This is a genomic window from Rhodobacter sp., assembly GCA_020637515.1.
GTDB lineage: Bacteria > Pseudomonadota > Alphaproteobacteria > Rhodobacterales > Rhodobacteraceae > Pararhodobacter.
On record JACKKG010000001.1, the window covers coordinates 2,775,282 to 2,795,809 of the forward strand.

Below are 20,528 nucleotides of genomic sequence, written 5' to 3' on the forward strand. Positions count from 1 at the left end.
GAGAGTTGCGGGCGGCGGATGGGCCGGTTGCCCATCCGGCGGGCTTTCCAGGGTCGGAAGGGGCGGCACGCCCCTTCGCTTTGCGATCAGCCGGCGGCCTTGGACCCTTTGGGGCGCGGAATCTTGGCGACAGGATGCTCGGGCGGATAGGTGGGCGTCACCGGCTTGGGGTTGCCGATCAGGACGCACATCAGCGCCTCTTCGATCCCTTCGTTGCGCAGACCGCGATAGACACCCGGCGGCACCGACACCAGGTCGCGTTCGGTCAGCACGGTTTCCACCATCTCGCCCTTGTGCTCGATGAAGAAGCGGATCTTGTGGCCCTTGAGGATGAAGAAGATCTCCTCGGCGTCGCGGTGGATGTGCAGCGGCCCTTCGCAACCGGCGGGCAGCACCATGGTGGAAAAGGTGAAATGCTCGGCCGGAACCACGTTTTCGTCGGCATCGACCCCGGTCGCGCCAGTGCCGACATAGCGCATCTGCGCGCGCCGATAGACCGGGTCGTAATCGGCCTGGAATTTCAGCGCGTCCCAGTCGAGGGTGCGGGTCGCATAGGTCGCGGTGCGGCTCTGGATCCAGCTTTCCAGCGTCTTGCCCTCGGGGATGACCACGTCATCGGGTTCGATCGAGGGGAATTTCATGGGAGCGGTGCTCATGGGTGACTCCTGCGGTTTCGGAGGGGGCGCGGCGGGCTTTCAGGCCTGGCCGCGAGGGAATTCAGTGGTCCTTCTTGGGGATGTAGTGCAGCAGCCGCTCTTCCGCCCAGACCAGGACCGAATAGAGCGCGATGCCGATGATCGTCAGCAGCACGATGGCGTTGAACACCATCGCCGCGTTGGCCTGCCCGCCGCCGTAGCTGATGAGAAAGCCAAGCCCGGTGTTTCCGCCGACCAGTTCGCCCACCGTCACGCCGATCACGGCCAGCGTCGAGGCGATGCGCAGCCCCGCCATGAGGTTGGGCAGGGTCGAGGGGAATTCGACCTTCTTGAAGATCTCCCAGCGGGTCAGCGAATAGGCGCGCGCCAGGTTGACCATGTCGCGGTCCACCGTCTTCATCGCCGCCAGCACGTTCACCAGGACCGGAAAGAAGACGATCAGCACCGTGACCAGCAGCTTGGGCGTGGAATTGTAGCCGAACCACATGATGAACAGCGGCGCAAAGGCGACCTTGGGGGCGATCTGCAAGGCCAGGATATAGGGCGACAGGACGCGCTCCCAAAAGGCGGACAACCCCAGCAGATAGCCGATCGCCGCGCCCAGGCCCGAACCGATGGCAAAGCCCAGGACGGTGAAAATCGCGGTCGAGGCCAGGTTCGCGATCAGATTCTCGCGGCGATACATCCGGCCCAGTTCCGTCAGCATGTCGGACACCGTGGGAACGATGTATTTGGGCACACCCAGCGCCGGCGGCAGAAACTGCCAGACCAGCAGCAGCAGGGCCAGGATCGCCACGGCGACGAATTTCTGCGTGGTGGCTTGCGACATCGGGGGTCCTCGGAAGGCTTGGGGACAGGCAAGGGAACCCCGCCGCCATCGGTGCGCGATGGCGTGACAGCGGCGGGACGCGAGGGTGCGTGGCTCAGTTCGCGATGAACTGGTTGGTGTAGGCGTCTTCCACCGGGACGGCGCCGGTCACCAGATCGTTCGCGACATAGAAGTCGTCGGCGGCCTGCAATTGCGCCGGATCGAAGGCTCCCAGCGGGCGGTCCCCGTCGGGCGCGTAGACGCTGTCCACATACATGCGCATGATGCGTTCGATCTGATCGACGGCCTCGGCATGGCGCGGCACCAGCGTGACATAGTCGAGCGCGGCCTGGTGCGGATCGGCCATGATGTCACGCACCGCGTGCAGCGTGGCGTTGACAAATCCCTGCACCGCCTCGGGGTGGCTGGCGATATAGGCGTCCGAGGCGATGATCGCCTGGGCCTGCGACGGGAAGTAGTTGCGCGCGGGCGTCACGGTCAGCGGCACGCCGGCGTCCTCGATCGCGACGATCCATTCCGGCACGCCCGACATCGCGTCCAGGGCTCCGCCGATCATGTTCTGGATGATGCCGCCCGGGCCAAGCGCCTGGACGTTCGCGTCCGACCGGGTGATCCCCTCGGTCGCAAGCACCGCCACCAGGTTGTAGAAGGTCGTGTCCTGGAAGCCGATCACGCCGATGTCGCGGCCACGCAGATCGGCCACGCCGTTGATGCCGCGATCGTTGCGCCAGGCGATCTGGGTGATCCCCTGCCCGCCCAGCAGCGCGACGCCGCGAATGGCCAGCCCGTTGGCGCGCACGATCAGCGCGGTGTCGCCCATGCCGCCGCCCAGGTCGGCGTTGCCCACGGCCACCTGCGTCGCCACGTCGGCGCCGCCCTGCCCGGTGCGGAAGGTCACGTCCAGCCCCGCGTCGGCGTAATAACCCTTGCCCAGGGCCAGTTGGAACGGCGCAAAGGCCGGCAGGAAATCGGGCGCCGGGAACAGGTAGGTCACCGCCGTCTGCGCGGACGCGGCAAAGGCCGAAACCGCCAGTGTGGCGGCGGCGGCAAGGCCAAGGATCGTCTTCTTCATGGTTCGTTCTCCCGTTGGTTGGTCTTGAGGGGGTCAGGCCGCGCGCTGATCGAGGCGCAGCAGCGTGAAGATCTCGCTGGCGTGCTGATGAATTTCGGGCATCTGGCGGCGATGCAGCGGGTGCGCGCGGTCCGGCAGGTCGATCGGGATCTCGCGCATCACGGTGCCCGGACGCTCGGACAGGACCAGCACCCGATCGGACATGATGACGGCCTCGGACAGGTCATGCGTGATCAACAGCGTGGTAATCCCGGCCTCCTGGATCGTTTCCGCGAAACTGTTCTGGATCAGCAGCTTGGTCTGCGCGTCCAGGGCCGAGAACGGCTCGTCCAGCAAGATGATCGCGGGGTCGATCGCCAGCGTGCGCGCCAGCGCCGCGCGCTGCCGCATCCCCCCCGACAATTGATAGGGATAGTGGTCCTCGAACCCCTTCAGGTGGCAGCGGTCCAGTTCGAACAGCGCGCGCTCGCGGCGCTCGGCCTTGGGCACGCCGCGCGATTCCAGCCCGAATTCGACGTTCTTGATGATGGTCCGCCACGGCAGCAGAAGGTCCTTCTGCAACATGAAACCGACATGCGGGTTGGGTTTGGTCACCACCTCGCCCGACACGCGGACCTCGCCGCCGGTCGGTTGGTAAAGCCCCGCCGTCATGCTGAGGATCGTCGATTTGCCACAGCCCGAGGGGCCGACGACGGCGACGAATTCGCCCTCTTCGACCTTGAAATTGATGTCGCGAACGGCGGTCAGGTCCTTGCCGTCGGGCAAGGTGAAGGTCTTGGTGACGCCCTTGAACTCAAGCGCCATACCCGTGCTCCAGATAGGCGGAGTCCAGATCGGCATTCAGCGCGGCCAGCTCGGATTCGAGCAACCCGAGGTCCCAGTCGCTGCGCCCCGACAAGGGCGCGACCAGGCCACGCGCCTTCAGACCCTCGGCGACCCGGGCGAAATCGGCGCCCTTTTCGGCCAGAAGCTCCATCATCGCCTCGGCCAGCGCGGTTTCGGCAGCGGTCAGCGGACGGCCCAGCGACTGATGGGCCAAGGCCGGGCGGCTGGTGTCACGGGCGCGTTGCGAAAGGCGGTCCTTGAAACTGTCCATCGTGGCTCCTCCGGTCTCAGGGCGTGGGCGTCGGCCCATGTGTTCATATATTAACAGCATGTTCATTATTGGCTGGCTAGCGGCGCGGGTCAAGAAAAAAACCGGGCCCGCCACACATTCCTTCATAACCTGCTCAAATTCCAAGCGTCCCGCGCGGATTGCGGCGGACGGACGAAGCCCCTATGCTGGAATCTGTTCAATATTGAAGGCTTTGACCGTGCCCGATACCGATCTGTCCGAGACCGACACCGAGTCCGGCCCCGAGTCCGCCGCCTATTCCGTTCCGCCGGTGCACCGCGCGTTCACCCTGCTGCGCCACATCGCGGCCGGGGGGCGGTGCCGCAATGCCTCGGCCACGGCGCGCGAACTGGGCATCAACCGCACCACGCTGATCCGCCTGCTGCACACGCTGGAAGCCGAGCGGATGATCGAATCGGTCGATGACGGGCTGAGCTGGCAACTGGGCCCGGGCATGATCGTGCTGGCGGCCGAGGCGCTGAAGTCGCGCGATGTGGTGCGGGTGGCGCAGCCGGTCATGGCGCGGCTGGCGGCAGATCTGGGGCTGTCGTCGCACCTGGGCGTGCTGGACGGGCGTGACATCATCTATCTGCTGCGCGAGACGCCGAACACGCATCTGGTGTCCAACGTGCGCGAAGGCTCGCGCCTGCCGGCGCACGCGACCACCGTCGGGCGGGTGCTGCTGGGCCATCTCGCGCCCGAGGATCTGGACCGGCTTTACGGTGATGCGGTTCTGGCCCGGGCGACGGACAAGACCTCGACCACGCTGGCGGCGCTGCGCGCGCAGATCACCGCCGACCGGGCCCGGGGCGCGGCCTGGAGCGCGGGCAATTTCGAACGCGGCATCGGGTCTTGCGCGGCCGCGATCCGCGATCATCGGGGGCGGGTGGTGGCGGCGGTCAACGTGACCGGGCCCGAAGACCGCTTTGCACCCGACACGCCCCAGGCCGCGCTGATCGAAGCGCGGGTGCGCGCGGCGGCCGACGAGATCTCGCGCGGGTTGGGTCATTCGGGGTGACCCGCGCGGGGGCCCCGGCCGAACCGCCTGACGCGCAAGGACGCACGCAATTTTGCCCAAGAGGTGCCGCATGACCCCTGCCCTGCAAAGCCACGCAACGCTTGCCCTCTGCCGTCTGGCACCGGTGATCCCGGTTCTGGTGATCGAGGACCCGGCCCACGCGGTCCCGCTGGCGCGGGCGCTGGTCGGGGGGGGGCTGCCGGTGCTGGAGGTGACATTGCGCACGGATTGCGCGCTCGAGGCGATTTCCCTCATGGCGCGGGTGCCCGGCGCGCGGGTCGGCGCGGGCACGGTGCTGGGCGCCCATGACGCCGAGCGGGCCCGCGCGGCGGGCGCGACCTTTGCGGTGTCGCCCGGATCGACGCCGGGGTTGGTCGCGGCGTGCACGGCACTGGACCTGCCGCTGTTGCCTGGCGCCGCGACGGCGAGCGAGGTGATGGGCCTGCTGGAGCAGGGCTATCGGACGATGAAGCTGTTCCCGGCCGGACCGGTCGGGGGGCCGGACCTGCTGAAGGCGCTGCACGGCCCCTTGCCGCAGGCGATCTTCTGCCCGACGGGCGGGATCGGGGTGCAGAATGCCGGGGCCTATCTGGCGTTGCCGAACGTGGCCTGCGTGGGGGGCAGCTGGGTGGCACCGAAACCGGCCATGGCGGCGGGCGACTGGGCGGCGATCGAGGCGCTGGCCCGCACGGCGTGCGCCTTGCGGGTGCCGTAGAAAAGGGGCGGGAGACGGGGGGCGGCACGCCGCCCCTTGGGGCACGCCCCCCTTGAAAATCCCCGTCGCCAGCACCGCCCCCGCTGCATCGCGGCCGTCAATCGAAGCGGCCGCCCCGACCTGCACCTTTGGCGAAACGGGCGGCACCGGCGGTGCCCTCGGTCAGGGCCATTCCGGCGCTGCGCCATTCGCGGCGCAGCGCGGCCGCCAGGTCGGCGGGCGCCATCCGGGCGGACAGGAAATCGGCGCGGAGGCAGCCTTGCGGGAACCGGCACAGCGCCTGGGCGAGATCGAGTGCCTCGGCCAGCGCCCGACCGGGCGCGCTGACGCGGTCGGCCAGTCCGATCCGATGGGCCTCGGGCGCGGCGACGGGGCGGCCGGTCAGGATCAGATCGTTCGCGCGGCCCTGCCCGACCAGGCGCGGCAGGCGCACCGTGCCGCCGTCGATCAGGGGCACACCCCAGCGGCGGCAGAAGACGCCGAATTGCGCGTCGTCGGCCATGACCCTGAGGTCGGACCAGAGCGCAAGCTCCAACCCGCCCGCGACCGCCGACCCTTCGATCGCCGCGATCACCGGTTTTGCCAGCATCAGCCGCGTGGGTCCCATCGGCCCTGCGATCGGTTGCGTGAGCGGGTCCCAGTCACCGGGAATGTCGAGCCCTGCGATCCAGCCCGCGCCGTCGCCGGCCGAGACGGATTTCAGATCGAACCCGGCGCAGAACGACCCGCCTGCGCCCGTCAGCACGGCGACATCCACGCCATCGTCCGCATCGAAGGCGCAGAGCGCCTCGAAGAGCGCGCGCGCCAGCGCCGGGTTGACGGCGTTGCGCGCCTCGGGGCGCGCCAGTGTGACAATCCGCACCCGGTCGCGGGTTTCGAGCGTCAGCATGTCAGACCTCCTCGATTTCCAGCACGCCCTCGACGGCGCGCAGCGCGGATTTCAGCACCGGGGTCACCGGAACCTTCAACCCCGGGTCGATTTCGATCTCGCCACCGTCCTCGGGGTTGGGCACGCACAGGATCAGCGGGCCAAAGGCCTTGCGCGGGGCTTGCGCGGTCTGCGAAAGGATCGCGCGCAGCTCGTCGAGCGCCGCGGCCGTGTCGAGCCGCACCTTGAGCCCGGCGGCGCCCGCGTCCGCGACCAGATCGTCGATCGGCATCGCGCCGCGCGCCAGCAGCTTGAGACTGTCGCCCTCCATCGTCGCCTCGACCGTCAGCACGACGTTCATGCCCGGCTCGAGGTAGGCGCGCGCGGCCTCGAGCGTTTCCGAGAACACCGTCACCTCATAAAGACCGGTCGGATCGGACAGTTGCACGAAGGCAAAGCGGTTGCCGCGCGCCGACTTGCGTTCCTGGCGCGACGAGACCGAGCCGGCCAGCTTCCGGACCGTGCCGCCGGCCTGCGCCAGCCGCGTGAGTTCGGCCAGCGTCACGACATCCTTGCGCTTGAGCGCGGCCGCGTAATCGTCCAAGGGGTGCCCCGACAGGTAGAAGCCGATCGCCGCGTGTTCCTGCGTCAGGCGATCCATCGGCAGCCAGTCGCCCTTTGGCCCCAGCCGCGGCGGCGGCAGGTCGTCCCCGCCGGCAAAGAGCGACGACTGACCCGAACCCGCGGCCTCGTGCACCGCCGCCGAATAGGCGACCAGCCCGTCCAGCGCGTCGAACACGCGCTTGCGCGAGCGATCCAGCGCGTCGAAGGCGCCGGCGCGGGCCAGCATTTCCAGCGGCCGCTTGCCGACCCGTTTCAGATCGACCCGGGCGGCGAAATCGGTCAGGTCGGCAAAGGGGCGGTCCCCGCGCGCCTGCACGATCAGCTTCATCGCCTCGACGCCGACGTTCTTCAGCGCCCCCAGCGCATAGACCAGCGCGCCGTCCACCACGCTGAAGGTCGCCAGCGAGCGGTTCACGCAGGGCGCGACGACGGTGATGCCCATGCGGTCCACCTCGCGCTTGTAGACGGCCAGCTTGTCGGTCAGGTGGATATCGCAGTTCATCACCGCGGCCATGAATTCCACCGGGTGGTTCGCCTTGAGCCATCCGGTCTGATAGCTGACCACGGCATAGGCGGCCGCGTGCGACTTGTTGAAGCCATAGTTCGCGAATTTTTCAAGCAGATCAAAGACCTCGCCGGCCTTTTTCGCGTCGATTCCATGCGTCGCCTTGCACCCCTCAATGAACTTGGGACGCTCCTTGGCCATTTCCTCGGCGATCTTCTTGCCCATGGCGCGGCGCAGCAGGTCGGCGCCGCCCAGGCTGTAGCCGCCCATCACCTGGGCGATCTGCATGACCTGTTCCTGATAAACGATGATGCCCTGCGTCTCGGCCAGGATGTGGTCGATGGTGGGGTGAATCGATTCCAGCGGTTTCAGCCCGTGCTTGACCTCGCAATAGGTCGGGATGTTCTCCATCGGGCCGGGACGATAAAGGGCGACCAGCGCCACGATATCCTCGATGCAGGTGGGTTTCATGCGCCTGAGCGCATCCATCATGCCCGAGCTTTCCACCTGAAACACCGCGACCGTCTTGGCGTCGGAATACAGCTTGTAGGTCTTGGCGTCGTCCAGCGGGATCGCGTTGATCTGGTTCTCGGCCCCCTTGGGCGGATCATAAAGCGCGACACCGCCGGGCCCCACATGCAGATCGCGCCCCGAGGTGTGAATCAGGTCGATCGCGTTCTGGATCACCGTCAGCGTCTTCAGGCCCAGGAAGTCGAACTTGACCAGTCCGGCCTGTTCGACCCATTTCATGTTGAACTGCGTCGCCGGCATGTCCGACCGTGGATCACGGTAGAGCGGAACCAGCGCATCCAGCGGCCGGTCCCCGATCACCACCCCCGCCGCGTGGGTCGAGGCATTCCTGAGCAAGCCCTCGATCTTTTCGGCATAGTCCAGCAGGCGCGCGACGACCTCTTCCTTGGCCGCCTCGCGCAGGCGCGGTTCTTCGGCCAGCGCCTTGGTGACCGAGACGGGCTTCACCCCTTCGACCGGGATCATCTTGCTGAGCTTGTCCACCTGGCCATAGGACATCTGCAACACGCGCCCGACGTCACGCACCGCGGCCTTGGACAGAAGCGCGCCGAAGGTGATGATCTGGCCGACCTTGTCGCGGCCGTATTTCTGCTGCACGTAGCGGATCGTTTCCTCGCGCCGGTCCATGCAGAAGTCGATGTCGAAGTCGGGCATCGACACCCGTTCGGGGTTCAGGAAGCGTTCGAACAGCAGGCTGTAGCGCAGCGGATCGAGGTCGGTGATCGTCAACGCATAGGCCACCAGACTGCCCGCCCCCGAGCCCCGCCCCGGGCCCACCGGAATGCCGTTGTCCTTGGACCATTTGATGAAATCGGCGACGATCAGGAAATAGCCGGGAAAGCCCATCTGCTCGATGATGCCCAGCTCGAATTCCAGGCGCTTCTCATACTCGGCGACGCTGACCGCATGGGGGATCACCGCCAGCCGCGCCTGCAAACCTTCCCAGGCCTGCCGGCGCAGTTCCTCGACCTCGTCATCGGCGAACCTGGGCAGGATCGGCGCGCGCTTGTAGGCCGCAAAGGCGCAGCGGCGGGCGATCTCGACGGTGTTTTCCAGCGCCTCGGGCAGGTCGGCGAACAGCGCCGCCATTTCGTCGGGCGTCTTCAGGTAATGCTGGGGCGTCAGCCGGCGGCGCGGTTCGGCCTGATCGACATAGGCCCCTTCCTTGATGCACAAGAGCGCGTCATGGGCCTGGAACATGGCGGCATCGGGGAAGTGCACGTCGTTGGTCGCGACCAGCGGCAGGTCCATCGCATAGGCCATCTCGATCAGCGGGCGCTCGGTCGCCTGCTCGGCCTCGGTCAGGGCGCCGCCCTCGCCGGGGTGCCGTTGCAGTTCAACATAGAGCCGCCCCGGATAGATCCCGGCCAGTCGCGTCATCAACGCCTGCGCCTGGGCCTCGCGCCCCTCGCGGATCTCGCGCCCGATCAACCCGTCCGGCCCGCCCGACAGGCAGATCAGCCCTTCCGAGTGCCGCGACAGTTCGTCGGGGGTGACATGCGGCAAGGACCCGTCGGTGCGCAGATACAGGCACGAATTCAGCGCCATCAGGTTTTCATAGCCGCGCTCGGTCTGCGCCAGCAGGACCACCGGCGCGGCAGGGCGCGGGCGCTCGCCCGGCTGGCCCGGCGGCAGTTGCACGTCGATCTGGCACCCGACGATCGGCTGCACCCCGGCCCCCAGCGCCGAGACCGAAAACTCCAGCGCTGCGAACAGCGCGTTGGTGTCGGTGACGGCGATCGCGGGCATCGCGCGCTTCTCGCACAGCTTGATGAGGGACTTCAGCGGCACCGCGCCTTCCAGCAGGGAATACTCGGTGTGGACACGCAGATGGATGAATCGGGGATCGCTCATGTGCGCAGCTTATCCAGAGGGCAATCGGACGCAAGCCTGCCCTGATTTTCAACAGATCAGCGAAAATGCTTCTCGCCTTGGCCACCAGTCTGTGCTTGCTTGCAGGCCGGTCCCACTGTTCACTCGGATCAGGGACCACGGCTTACCCGAGGCTTTACGCCGCATCGGGCCGGGGGGCCAGTCCCAAGAACCGGATGACGATGACCAGACAGCGGCGGAACAACGCATGAGCGCGATCAGCTTTCTTCTGAACGGCACCCCGGTCACCCTGACCGACCCGCCTCCGACGCGCACGCTGCTGGACTGGCTGCGCGAGGAGCGCGGTCTCAAGGGCACCAAGGAAGGGTGCAACGAGGGCGACTGCGGCGCCTGCACGGTGATGGTGTCCGATGGCCACGGCCGCCGCGCCCTGAACGCCTGCATCCTGTTCTTGCCGCAGCTCGACGGCAAGGCGGTGCATACGGTCGAGGGGCTGCGCGCCCCCGACGGCGCGCTGCACCCGGTGCAGCAGGCGATGGTGGACCACCACGGCAGCCAATGCGGGTTCTGCACGCCCGGGTTCGTGATGTCGATGGCCGCGGGCCAGATCAACGGCGTCACCGATCACGACACCAACCTGGCCGGCAACCTCTGTCGCTGCACGGGCTACGCGCCGATCGTGCGCGCCGCCGAGGCCGCGTCGCAATCGCCCGCGCCGCAGTGGCTGCGCGAGCAGACCGATCCCGCATTCATCGCGCAACGCCTGCCCGGGGCGCCCGCGGGCGGCACCAACCCGCGCACCGCCGACGAGTTGGCCGCATGGTATCAGGCCAACCCCGACGGCCGGCTGATCGCCGGCGCGACCGACGTGGGCTTGTGGGTCACCAAGCAGTTGCGCGACCTCGGGCCCGTCGCCTTCATCGCCGGGATCGACGACCTGCGCGGCGTCACGGTCCGCGAGGACGAGATCCGCATCGGCGCCACGACGACGCTGGCCGACCTGCTGCCCGCCATCGCGCCCCATCACCCGGGCTTCGCCGCGATGCTGCGCCGCTTTGCCTCGGCGCAGGTCCGCGCGGCGGCGACGCTGGGCGGCAACATCGCCAACGGCTCGCCGATCGGCGACAGCCCGCCCGCGTTGATCGCGCTGGAAGCCCGCCTGCACCTGCGCAAGGGCGACAGCCGCCGCACGATCCTGCTTGAGGATTTCTTCCTGGACTACGGCAGGCAGGACCGCGCGCCGGGCGAATTCGTCGAAGCCATCAGCATTCCGCGCGGCCCTGCCGGTCAGCCCGACCGGCTGAAGTGCTACAAGCTTTCGAAACGCTTCGATCAGGACATTTCCGCGGTGCTGGGGTGTTTCGACATCGCCGTCGAAGCCGGGACCGTGACCCGCGCCCGCATCGCCTTTGGCGGCATGGCGGGCATCCCCAAGCGCGCCGCCCGGGTCGAGGCCGCGCTGACCGGCCAGCCCTGGACCGAGGCCGCCGTGCGGTCCGCCCTGCCCGCCTTTGCGCAGGATTTCACGCCGCTCAGCGACATGCGCGCCTCGGCCGAGTACCGGCTTGGTGCCGCGCGCAATCTGCTGTTGCGATATTTCCTTGAAGATCAGGGTATTGCCACCAGCGTTCTCGAGGTCGAGGCATGAGCATTCACAAACCCCACCCGCATGACGCCGCGCCGCTCCATGTGACCGGCGAGGCCCGCTATGTGGATGACATCCCGACGCCGGCGGGCACCCTGCACCTGGCGTTCGGCCTGTCCACCGTGGCGCATGGCGACATCACCGCGCTGGACCTTGCGGCGGTGCGCGCCGCGCCCGGCGTGGTCGCGGTGCTGACCGGCGCCGAGATCGGCCACGCCGACTGCTCGCCCTCGAACAACGACGAACCGCTGCTGGCGCTGGGCACGGTGCATTACGTCGGCCAGCCGGTGTTCCTGGTGGTCGCCGACACCCATCTGAACGCCCGCAAGGCGGCGCGGCTGGGCAAGATCAGCTATGCCGAGAAACCGGCGATCCTGACGTATGAGGACGCGCTCGCGGCCAACGCCCGGTTCGAGGACGGCCCCCGCATCTGGCAGCGCGGCGACGCCGAGGCGGCCATCGCGCGGGCCTCCCGGGTGATCGAGGGGCGGCTCGACATGGGTGGGCAGGAACATTTCTATCTCGAGAGTCAGGCCGCCCTGGTCAGCCCGCAGGAAGGGGGCGACATGCACGTCGTCTCCTCGACCCAGCACCCGACCGAAATCCAGCACAAGGTCGCCCACGCGCTGCACCTTCCCATGCACGCGGTCCGCGTCGAGACCCGGCGCATGGGTGGCGGTTTTGGCGGCAAGGAAAGCCAGGGAAACCATCTGGCCGTGGCCTGCGCGCTGGCCGCCCGGCTGACGGGCCGGCCATGCAAGATGCGCTACGACCGCGACGACGACATGGTGGTCACCGGCAAGCGCCACGATTTCCGCATCGACTATCGCGTCGGCGTCGCCGAGGACGGCCGCGTGCTGGGGATCGCGTTCACCCATTACACCCGCGCCGGCTGGTCGATGGACCTGACGCTGCCCGTGGCCGACCGCGCCATGCTGCACGCCGACAACGCCTATTGGCTGCCCGATGTGCGCATCGAAAGCCACCGGTTGCGCACCAACATGTGCTCGGCCACGGCTTACCGCGGCTTTGGCGGGCCGCAGGGGATGCTGGGGATCGAGCGGGTGATGGACCATATCGCCCACGACCTGCGCCTGGACCCGCTGGCCGTGCGCAAGGCGAATTTCTACCGCGCTGCCGCCACCGCCTGGACGGGCCCTGGCACCGCGAAACGCTTTGGTGGGGCGCACAGCCCGCAGCCGCCGGCAGACAGCGGGCCGCAGACCACGCCCTACGGCCAGCCGGTTGAGGATTTCATCCTGCACGAAATGGTCGCGCAGCTTGAGAAAACCGCCGATTACGCCGCGCGCAAGGCCGCGGTGGCCGACTGGAACGCGTGCAACCCGGTGCTGAAAAAGGGCATCGCGCTGACGCCGGTCAAGTTCGGGATCAGCTTCACCCTGACCCATCTGAACCAGGCGGGCGCCTTGGTGCATGTGTATCAGGACGGCTCGATCCATCTGAACCACGGCGGCACCGAAATGGGCCAGGGCCTGTTCCAGAAACTGGCGCAAGTGGCCGCGCATGGCTTTGGCGTGCCGCTGGACGCCGTCAGGATCACCGCCACCGACACCGCCAAGGTGCCCAACACCTCGGCCACCGCCGCGAGCAGCGGGTCGGACCTGAACGGCATGGCGGTCAAGGCCGCCTGTGACACGATCCGCGACCGGATCGCCGCGCATCTGGCCGAACGCTACCAGGTTCGCGCCGATCTGGTGCGCTTCGGCGACGGGGTGGTGATGGTCGATGACCACGAGATCAGCTTTGCCGAGGCCGCGAGTTCGGCCTATCAGGCGCGGGTCAGCCTGTCCGCGACCGGGTTCTACGCCACGCCCAAGGTCGCCTGGGACCGCATCCAGGGCCAGGGGCGGCCGTTTTTCTACTTCGCCTATGGCGCGGCGTGCAGCGAGGTCGTGATCGACACCCTGACCGGCGAGAACCGCATCCTGCGCGTCGATATCCTGCACGACGCGGGCGCCAGCCTGAACCCGGCGCTGGACAAGGGCCAGATCGAGGGCGGCTTCGTCCAGGGTGCGGGCTGGCTCACGACCGAGGAACTGGTCTGGGACGACAAGGGGCGGCTCAGGACGCACGCCCCCTCGACCTACAAGATACCGGCCTGCGGCGACCGGCCCCGCGTGTTCACCGTGGATCTGTGGAACCACGAAAACCGCGAGGACACGATCCACCGATCAAAGGCCGTGGGCGAACCGCCCTTCATGCACGGGATCTCGGTGCTGATGGCGCTGTCCGACGCCGTGGCGGCCTGCGGCGACGGCACGCGCTATCCCGACCTCGACGCGCCGGCCACGGCCGAGCGGGTTCTGGCCGCCGTGGCCCGCCAAAGGGGCCTTGCATGAGCCTGGATCGCCCCGCCCTGGGGCGCGCGCTGGCCGCGCATGGCGCGGTGATGCGTGTCGTGATCTGCGCGCATCAGGGGTCCGCGCCGCGCGAGGCCGGGACCGCGATGCTGGTCTGGGCGACAGGTCAGGACGGCACCATCGGCGGCGGCGCGCTGGAATTCGAAGCGACGCGCAAGGCCCGCGTGATGCTGGCCGAAGGCGCCGCGCCGCGGATCGAACGGATCGCCCTGGGCCCCGCGCTGAACCAGTGCTGCGGCGGTGCGGTGACGCTGGGTTTCGAGCTGTTCGCCGACCTCTCGGGCGTGCCGGAAACCGGCCTTCACGCCCGGCCGCTGGCGCGCGATGCCGCGCCCGAGATGCCGATGCCCCTGCGCCGTGCGCTGAGGGCCGCGCGCGGCGAGGGGGTGGCGGGCCTGCGCTTTCTCGACGGCTGGCTTGCGGAACCCGTGATCGACCCGGCGCGTCCCGTGTGGATCTGGGGCGCGGGCCATGTCGGGCGCGCCCTGGTGCAGGTGCTGGCCCCCCTGCCCGGTCTGGCGCTGACCTGGATCGACACCGCGCCCGACCGCTTCCCCGACCCCGTGCCCGACGGCGTCCGGGTGTTGAGCGCGGCCAACCCCGGCGCTCTGGTGCCCCAGGCCCCGGCCGAGGCGCAGCACCTGATCCTGACCTTCAGCCATGCACTGGATCTGGACCTGTGCCACCGGCTGCTGGGCCACGGCTTTGCCGCGTGCGGGCTGATCGGGTCGCATTCGAAATGGGCTCGGTTCCGCAGCCGCCTGTCGGCGCTGGGCCACGACCCCACCCGCATCACCAGCCCGATCGGCGACCCCGCCCTGGGCAAGCATCCGCAGGCCATTGCCATTTCCGTCGCCGCCGCGATCCTGCAGCGGTCCACCCCAGCCCTCGCCCGGGAGATCGCGTCTTGAGCACCCCCCTTCTGTCCATCCAGGGCCTGACCAAGGTCTATCCCGGTGTCGTCGCCAATTCGGACGTCAGTTTCGACATCGGCGAGGGCGAGGTCCACGCCCTGCTGGGCGAGAATGGCGCGGGAAAGTCCACACTGGTCAAGGCGATCTACGGCCTGATCCGCCCCAACGAGGGGCGGATGCTGTGGCGCGGCCAGCCCTATGCGCCGGGCGCCCCGGCGCAGGCGCGCGCCACCGGCGTCGCCATGGTGTTCCAGCATTTCAGCCTGTTCGACGCGATGGACGTGGCCGAAAACGTCGCGTTGGGCATGGACAACCCGCCGCCGATCCGCGAACTGGCCGCGCGCATCACCGAGGTGTCGCACAATTACGGCCTGCCGCTCGATCCCTCGCGGATGGTCGGCGACCTGTCGGCGGGCGAACGCCAGCGGGTCGAGATCATCCGCTGCCTGTTGCAGAACCCGCAGCTTCTCATCATGGACGAGCCGACCTCGGTGCTGACCCCGCAAGAGGTCGAGATCCTGTTCAAGACCCTGCGCCAGCTCAGGGCCGAGGGGCGCTCGATCCTCTATATCTCGCACAAGCTGGAAGAAATCCGGTCCCTGTGCGAGAACGCCACCGTCCTGCGCCTGGGCAAGGTCGTGGGCCGCGCCGACCCCCGGCAGGAAAGCGCGCGGTCGCTGGCCGAGATGATGGTCGGCCAGAGCCTGCACACCCCCTCGCGCGAGCCGGCGCAACCCGGCAAGCTGCTGCTCGAGGTGCGCGACCTGTCGGTCGCCTCGCCCGCCGCCTTTGGCACCGCGCTGAAGGGCGTCTCGCTCAAGGTGCATGCGGGCGAGGTGCTGGGCATCGGCGGCGTCGCGGGCAACGGGCAGGACGAATTGCTGGGGGCGCTGTCGGGCGAATTGCGCGCCCAGAGCGATGCGGTGCGGATGGCGGGCGAACCCGTCGGCCACATGGGGCCGACCGCACGCCGGGCCATGGGCCTTTTGTGCGCGCCCGAGGAACGCCTGGGCCACGCCGCCGCGCCGGACATGAGCCTGACGGAAAACGCCCTGTTGACGGGGGCCTGGCGTGAAAAGCTGGTGAACCGGGGCTTCATCAACTGGCCCAAGGCGCGCAGCTTTGCCGAAACGGTGATCCAGCGGTTCGACGTGCGCACGCCCGGCCCGCATGTGGCGGCGCGGGCGCTGTCGGGCGGCAATCTGCAGAAATTCGTCATCGGCCGCGAGATCTTGCAACGCCCCTCGGTTCTGGTGGTGAACCAGCCGACCTGGGGCGTGGACGCCAGCGCCGCGGCGGCGATCCGGCAGGCGATCCTGGATCTGGCGCAGGCCGGCGCCGCGGTCGTGGTCATCAGCCAGGATCTTGATGAACTGCTTGAAGTCGCTGATAATTTCGCGGCGCTGAACGGCGGCCGCCTGAGCGCGCCGCGCCCCGTCAAGGGGCTGACCATGGACCAGATCGGCCTGATGCTGGGCGGAGCTGCGGAAGGAGAGACCAATGCTGCGGCTTGAGAAACGGCCTTCGCCATCCAGGGCCTGGAACTATGCAACCCCCATCGTCGCGGTGCTGCTGACGATGATCGCCGGCGGCATCCTGTTCGTGATCCTTGGCAAGAACCCGTTCGAGGCAATCAAACTGATTTTCTGGGACCCGCTGTTCAGCGAACAGTTCGCGGCCTATTCGCGCCCGCAACTGCTGGTCAAGGCCGGGCCCCTGATCCTGATCGCGGTGGGGCTGTCGGTGGGCTTTCGCGCCGGCATCTGGAACATCGGCGCCGAGGGGCAATACATCATCGGCGCGCTTTGCGCGGCCGCGGTGGCGCTGGCCTTTTACCCGGCCGACAGCGTGCTGGTCTTTCCGCTGATGATCCTGGCGGGCGCGGCCGGCGGTTGGGCCTGGGCGATGATCCCGGCGATCCTGAAGACGCGGTTCAACACCAACGAGATCCTTGTCTCGCTTCTGCTGGTCTATGTCGCCGAGAAGCTGCTGGCCGCCGCCGCCACGGGGTTCATGCGCAACCCCGATGGCGCCGGTTTCCCGGGCTCGCGCAACATCCACCAATATGGCGCCGCCTCGAACATGGAGCTGATCGTGAATTCCGGCCTGCATTGGGGCGGGGTCGCGGCCTTCGTCGCGGTGCTGTTCACCTATCTCCTGCTGCAACGCCATATCCTGGGCTTTCACGTCCAGTTGGCGGGCCAGGCGCCGCGCGCGGCCCGGTTCGCGGGCGTGGCGCCCGCGCGGCTGGTGCTGATGTGCATGGGGCTGTCGGGGGCCTTTGCCGGCATGGCCGGGATGTTCGAACTGGCAGGACCGGCGCGGCTGATCTCGATCGACTTCAACGCAGGCTACGGCTTTACCGCGATCATCGTCGCCTTTCTGGGTCGCCTGCACCCGATCGGCATCGTGCTGGCGGGGATGCTGCTGGCGCTGACCTATATCGGCGGCGAACTGGCGCAATTCATGCTGAACCTGCCGGCGGCGGCGATCCAGGTGTTCCAGGGAATGCTGCTGTTCTTCCTGCTGGCGCTGGACGTGCTGTCAAACTATCGCATCCGGCTGGCCGCACCCAGCCGCAGCCCGGAGGGCGCGTGACATGGATTTCGGAGCAATCAACCCGGTCGTTCTGGTCGCCTCGCTGATGGTGGCGGCGACGCCGATCCTGCTGGCCGCGATCGGCGAACTGGTGGTGGAAAAGGCGGGCGTCCTGAACCTGGGGGTCGAGGGGATGATGATCACCGGCGCGGTGTCGGGCTTTGCGGTGGCCGTGACCACCGGCAGCCCGACGCTGGGGATGCTGGCGGCGATCGTCGCGGGCGCCGCCCTGTCGCTGATCTTTGCCGTGCTGACGCAGGTGCTGATGGCGAACCAGGTCGCCTCGGGCCTGGCGCTGACGCTGTTCGGGCTGGGGTTCTCGGCGCTGTTGGGGCAAAGCTTCGTCGGCATCGTGCCGCCCCGCACCGAAAAGCTGAACTTCGGCTTTCTCAGCGATCTGCCGGTGGTGGGACGGATCCTGTTCAGCCATGACGTGCTGGTCTATGCCTCGATCCTGCTGACCGCGGCGGTCTGGTACTGGCTGACCTACACGCGGGGCGGCCGGGTCCTGCGCGCGGTGGGCGAGAACCACGATTCGGCCCACGCGCTGGGCTACAAGGTCCGCCGCGTGCGCATTCTGGCGATCGCCTTTGGCGGCGCCTGCGCGGGGCTGGGGGGCGCCTATCTGTCGCTGGTGCGTGTGCCGCAATGGACCGAAGGCATGACCGCCGGCGCCGGCTGGATTGCGCTGGCATTGGTGGTCTTCGCCTCGTGGCGGCCCTGGCGCGCGCTGCTGGGCGCCTATCTTTTCGGCGGAATCACCGTGCTTCAGCTGAATTTGCAGGCTGCGGGCTTTCAAATCCCCGTGGAATATCTGTCAATGTCGCCGTATCTGATCACTATCCTCGTGCTTGTCGTTATGTCGTCGAGTCGAGCGCGGACCACGCTGTCGGCCCCCGGGTCGTTGGGTCGGTCCTTCCATGCCGCCGGGTGACCCCCGGTATCACGAAACGGGCCTTGCCCGGAAAACAGGGAGTATGTTCATGAAACGCAGAGAACTTCTGGCCACCTCGGCCGCCGCGCTGGGTCTCGCCGCGCTGACCGGCTCGGCCGCGCGGGCCCAGTCGCCGCTGAAGGTCGGGTTCATCTATATCGGCCCGCCCGGCGACTTTGGCTGGACCTATGGCCACGACCACGCGCGCCTGGCCGCGCAGGAGCATTTCGGTGCGGCGGTCGAAACCAGCTATGTCGACAACGTGCCGGAAGGCCCCGACGCCGAGCGCATCATGACGCAAATGGCGCTGTCGGGCGCGCAGCTGATCTTCGCGACCTCGTTCGGGTATGGCCCGTCGATGAACGCGGTGGCCGCGCGGTTCCCGAACATCGCCTTCGAACACGCGGCCGGCTATCTGCAGGAATCGCCCAACGTCGGGCTCTACAACGCGCGCTTCTATGAGGGCCGCGCGGTGATCGGCACCATCGCCGGCCGCATGACCCAGTCGAACAAGATCGGCTATATCGCCTCGTTCCCGATCCCCGAAGTCATCATGGGCATCAACGCGGCCTATATCCACGCCAAGAAGGTGAACCCCGACGTCGATTTCCGCGTCGTCTGGGCCTACACCTGGTTCGACCCCGCGCAGGAAGCCGCCGCCGCCGAGGCGCTGATCGAACAGGGCTGCGACATCCTGATGCAGCACACCGATTCGACCGCGCCGCTGACCGTCTGCCAGCAGCGCGGCGCGCTGGGCTTTGGCCAGGCGTCGGACATGCAGCACTTTGCTCCGGACGTGTGCCTGACCTCGATCGTGGACAACTGGGCGCCCTATTACATCGAGCGCATCCAGGCCAAGCTGGACGGCACCTGGAGCGCGGACAACGTGTGGCTGGGCATCCCCGAGGACGCGGTGACCTTTGGCCCGTTCAACGACCGCATCCCGGCCGAGGTTCAGGCCGAGGCGAACGCGCTGATCGAATCGATCCGCGACCGCAGCTACCATCCCTTCACCGGTCCGCTGAACAAGCAGGATGGCTCGGCCTGGCTGGCCGCGGGCGAAGTGTCGGACGATGGCACGCTTCTGGGCATGAACTTCTATGTCGAGGGCATCCAGGGCGAGATCCCCAGCTGATCCCACCCACCCGAACGCCGACGGAGGGGACCCGCCCGGGTCCCCTTTTTCATGGGCGGGCGGGGGTTTCGCCCTCGGCCGGCAGCCTTCCAGGCCGCAGCCCTCGGGCGACCGGGCGCGGCGCTGACGCGCCGCGCGCAGGGGGCTTTGCGCCCCCTCTGGGCTGCGCCCATTCACCCCCGCAGGATATTTGGGGCACAAAGACGGCACGGGCCGGGCCGCGCGGCGCGGGGCCTCTTGACCTTTCCGCCTGTGGGCGCAGGTTCAGGGGACCCACTGCAAAGGAAACGCGATGTCCACCGAAACCCCTTATGTGCCGCCGAAGGTCTGGACCTGGGACCAGCAGAGCGGCGGGCGCTTTGCCAGCATCAACCGCCCGATCGCCGGGCCGACGCATGACAAGGACCTGCCGGTCGGGGCGCATCCCTTTCAGCTGTATTCCCTGGGCACGCCCAACGGGGTCAAGGTCACGGTGATGTTCGAGGAGCTTCTGGCTGCCGGGCATTCGGGGGCCGAATACGATGCCTGGCTGATCAACATCAACGAGGGCGATCAGTTCGGGTCGGGCTTTGTCGGGGTGAACCCCAATTCGAAGATCCCGGCCCTGATGGACCGCTCGGGCCCGGAGCCCGTGCGGGTGTTCGAGAGCGCCTCGATCCTGATGCACCTGGCGGAACGGTTCGGGGCGTTCCTGCCAGCCGCGGGCCCGGCCAGAACCGAGGTTCTGAACTGGCTGTTCTGGCAGATGGGGTCGGCGCCCTATCTGGGGGGCGGGTTCGGCCATTTCTACGCCTATGCGCCCGAGAAATGGGAATACCCGATCAACCGCTTCGCGATGGAGGTGAAGCGCCAGCTCGACGTTCTGGACCGCCGCCTGGCCGAGACGCGCTACATCGCCGGCGACGCCTATACCATCGCCGACATGGCGATCTATCCCTGGTATGGCCGGCTGGTCGAGGGGGGCGCCTATAACGCGGGCGAGTTCCTGTCGGTGCAGGACTATACCCATGTCGTGCGCTGGGCGGCCGAGCTGGCGGCGCGGCCGGCGGTGCAGCGTGGCAAGCGGGTCAACAACAGCTGGTCCGAGGACGGCGTGCGCGAGCGCCATTCTGCGGCGGACCTGGACTGAGGGATCGCACAAAGCGCAACCAAAAGG

The 20,528-nt window shown here is 68.1% G+C and carries 17 protein-coding genes; 10 read left to right on the plus strand and 7 right to left on the minus strand.

Annotated features, from left to right (window positions below; all coding sequences use genetic code 11):
- Positions 1–86 precede the first annotated feature (86 nt).
- The 5 genes from H6900_13615 to H6900_13635 form a co-directional block, all read right to left on the minus strand.
- Entirely contained in the window at positions 87–656 is a 570-nt protein-coding gene (locus H6900_13615) for a cupin domain-containing protein (protein ID MCC0074316.1), read from the minus strand.
- Positions 657–717: 61 nt separating this feature from the next.
- Positions 718–1,485, minus strand: a complete 768-nt coding sequence (locus H6900_13620) for an ABC transporter permease (protein ID MCC0074317.1) — start codon at positions 1,483–1,485, stop codon at positions 718–720.
- 94 nt (positions 1,486–1,579) lie between these two features.
- Entirely contained in the window at positions 1,580–2,557 is a 978-nt protein-coding gene (locus H6900_13625) for an ABC transporter substrate-binding protein (protein MCC0074318.1), read from the minus strand.
- A 33-nt stretch (positions 2,558–2,590) separates the two neighbouring features.
- Positions 2,591–3,361: an ABC transporter ATP-binding protein gene (locus H6900_13630; protein ID MCC0074319.1), complete on the minus strand. Its 771-nt coding sequence runs from the start codon at positions 3,359–3,361 to the stop codon at positions 2,591–2,593.
- On the minus strand, positions 3,351–3,653 hold the full coding sequence (locus H6900_13635) for a hypothetical protein (GenBank protein ID MCC0074320.1): 303 nt from the start codon (positions 3,651–3,653) through the stop codon (positions 3,351–3,353). Before H6900_13635 ends, H6900_13630 begins: the two co-directional genes overlap by 11 nt.
- 58 nt (positions 3,654–3,711) lie before the next feature.
- Here H6900_13635 and H6900_13640 point away from each other — a divergent pair, with 58 nt between their 5' ends.
- Both H6900_13640 and eda read left to right on the plus strand, forming a co-directional pair.
- Entirely contained in the window at positions 3,712–4,689 is a 978-nt protein-coding gene (locus H6900_13640; protein ID MCC0074321.1) for an IclR family transcriptional regulator, read from the plus strand.
- Positions 4,690–4,759: 70 nt separating this feature from the next.
- Positions 4,760–5,404, plus strand: coding sequence for a bifunctional 4-hydroxy-2-oxoglutarate aldolase/2-dehydro-3-deoxy-phosphogluconate aldolase (gene eda / locus H6900_13645; GenBank protein ID MCC0074322.1), 645 nt, complete (start codon positions 4,760–4,762; stop codon positions 5,402–5,404).
- A gap of 97 nt (positions 5,405–5,501) precedes the next feature.
- On the opposite strand, the gene H6900_13650 is transcribed toward eda, so the two are convergent.
- Both H6900_13650 and dnaE read right to left on the minus strand, forming a co-directional pair.
- Positions 5,502–6,293 carry a crotonase/enoyl-CoA hydratase family protein gene (locus H6900_13650; protein ID MCC0074323.1) on the minus strand — a complete coding sequence of 264 codons (792 nt, stop codon included), beginning with the start codon at positions 6,291–6,293 and terminating at the stop codon, positions 5,502–5,504.
- A gap of 1 nt (position 6,294) precedes the next feature.
- Entirely contained in the window at positions 6,295–9,786 is a 3,492-nt protein-coding gene (gene dnaE, locus H6900_13655) for a DNA polymerase III subunit alpha (GenBank protein ID MCC0074324.1), read from the minus strand.
- Between the two features lie 226 nt (positions 9,787–10,012).
- On the opposite strand from dnaE, the gene xdhA reads away from it, so the two are divergent.
- The 8 genes from xdhA to yghU all read left to right on the plus strand — a co-directional run bounded on the left by xdhA (position 10,013) and on the right by yghU (position 20,501).
- Positions 10,013–11,413: a xanthine dehydrogenase small subunit gene (gene xdhA / locus H6900_13660; protein ID MCC0074325.1), complete on the plus strand. Its 1,401-nt coding sequence runs from the start codon at positions 10,013–10,015 to the stop codon at positions 11,411–11,413.
- On the plus strand, positions 11,410–13,770 hold the full coding sequence (gene xdhB, locus H6900_13665; protein MCC0074326.1) for a xanthine dehydrogenase molybdopterin binding subunit: 2,361 nt from the start codon (positions 11,410–11,412) through the stop codon (positions 13,768–13,770). Before xdhA ends, xdhB begins: the two co-directional genes overlap by 4 nt.
- Positions 13,767–14,702 (plus strand): xanthine dehydrogenase accessory protein XdhC, encoded by a 936-nt coding sequence (xdhC, locus tag H6900_13670; protein MCC0074327.1) that lies wholly within the window; start codon positions 13,767–13,769, stop codon positions 14,700–14,702. Before xdhB ends, xdhC begins: the two co-directional genes overlap by 4 nt.
- Positions 14,699–16,219, plus strand: a complete 1,521-nt coding sequence (locus H6900_13675; GenBank protein MCC0074328.1) for an ABC transporter ATP-binding protein — start codon at positions 14,699–14,701, stop codon at positions 16,217–16,219. Before xdhC ends, H6900_13675 begins: the two co-directional genes overlap by 4 nt.
- The gene (locus tag H6900_13680; protein ID MCC0074329.1) at positions 16,206–17,303 is read left to right on the plus strand and encodes an ABC transporter permease; all 1,098 of its coding nucleotides are present in this window, start codon (positions 16,206–16,208) and stop codon (positions 17,301–17,303) included. Before H6900_13675 ends, H6900_13680 begins: the two co-directional genes overlap by 14 nt.
- Position 17,304: 1 nt before the next feature.
- Entirely contained in the window at positions 17,305–18,237 is a 933-nt protein-coding gene (locus H6900_13685; GenBank protein ID MCC0074330.1) for an ABC transporter permease, read from the plus strand.
- Positions 18,238–18,286: 49 nt separating this feature from the next.
- On the plus strand, positions 18,287–19,372 hold the full coding sequence (locus H6900_13690; GenBank protein ID MCC0074331.1) for a BMP family ABC transporter substrate-binding protein: 1,086 nt from the start codon (positions 18,287–18,289) through the stop codon (positions 19,370–19,372).
- A gap of 292 nt (positions 19,373–19,664) precedes the next feature.
- Positions 19,665–20,501: a glutathione-dependent disulfide-bond oxidoreductase gene (gene yghU / locus H6900_13695; GenBank protein ID MCC0074332.1), complete on the plus strand. Its 837-nt coding sequence runs from the start codon at positions 19,665–19,667 to the stop codon at positions 20,499–20,501.
- Positions 20,502–20,528 lie beyond the last annotated feature (27 nt).

Coding starts and splice junctions, on each gene's coding strand:
- yghU (MCC0074332.1), top strand. CDS start 19,665: ATGTCCACCGAAACCCCTTATGTGCCGCCGAAGGTCTGGACCTGGGAC.
- H6900_13690 (MCC0074331.1), top strand. CDS start 18,287: ATGAAACGCAGAGAACTTCTGGCCACCTCGGCCGCCGCGCTGGGTCTC.
- H6900_13635 (MCC0074320.1), bottom strand. CDS start 3,653: ATGGACAGTTTCAAGGACCGCCTTTCGCAACGCGCCCGTGACACCAGC.
- H6900_13680 (MCC0074329.1), top strand. CDS start 16,206: ATGCTGCGGCTTGAGAAACGGCCTTCGCCATCCAGGGCCTGGAACTAT.
- H6900_13625 (MCC0074318.1), bottom strand. CDS start 2,557: ATGAAGAAGACGATCCTTGGCCTTGCCGCCGCCGCCACACTGGCGGTT.
- H6900_13630 (MCC0074319.1), bottom strand. CDS start 3,361: ATGGCGCTTGAGTTCAAGGGCGTCACCAAGACCTTCACCTTGCCCGAC.
- eda (MCC0074322.1), top strand. CDS start 4,760: ATGACCCCTGCCCTGCAAAGCCACGCAACGCTTGCCCTCTGCCGTCTG.
- xdhB (MCC0074326.1), top strand. CDS start 11,410: ATGAGCATTCACAAACCCCACCCGCATGACGCCGCGCCGCTCCATGTG.
- H6900_13640 (MCC0074321.1), top strand. CDS start 3,712: ATGTTCATTATTGGCTGGCTAGCGGCGCGGGTCAAGAAAAAAACCGGG.
- H6900_13650 (MCC0074323.1), bottom strand. CDS start 6,293: ATGCTGACGCTCGAAACCCGCGACCGGGTGCGGATTGTCACACTGGCG.
- H6900_13685 (MCC0074330.1), top strand. CDS start 17,305: ATGGATTTCGGAGCAATCAACCCGGTCGTTCTGGTCGCCTCGCTGATG.
- dnaE (MCC0074324.1), bottom strand. CDS start 9,786: ATGAGCGATCCCCGATTCATCCATCTGCGTGTCCACACCGAGTATTCC.
- xdhA (MCC0074325.1), top strand. CDS start 10,013: ATGAGCGCGATCAGCTTTCTTCTGAACGGCACCCCGGTCACCCTGACC.
- xdhC (MCC0074327.1), top strand. CDS start 13,767: ATGAGCCTGGATCGCCCCGCCCTGGGGCGCGCGCTGGCCGCGCATGGC.
- H6900_13620 (MCC0074317.1), bottom strand. CDS start 1,485: ATGTCGCAAGCCACCACGCAGAAATTCGTCGCCGTGGCGATCCTGGCC.
- H6900_13615 (MCC0074316.1), bottom strand. CDS start 656: ATGAGCACCGCTCCCATGAAATTCCCCTCGATCGAACCCGATGACGTG.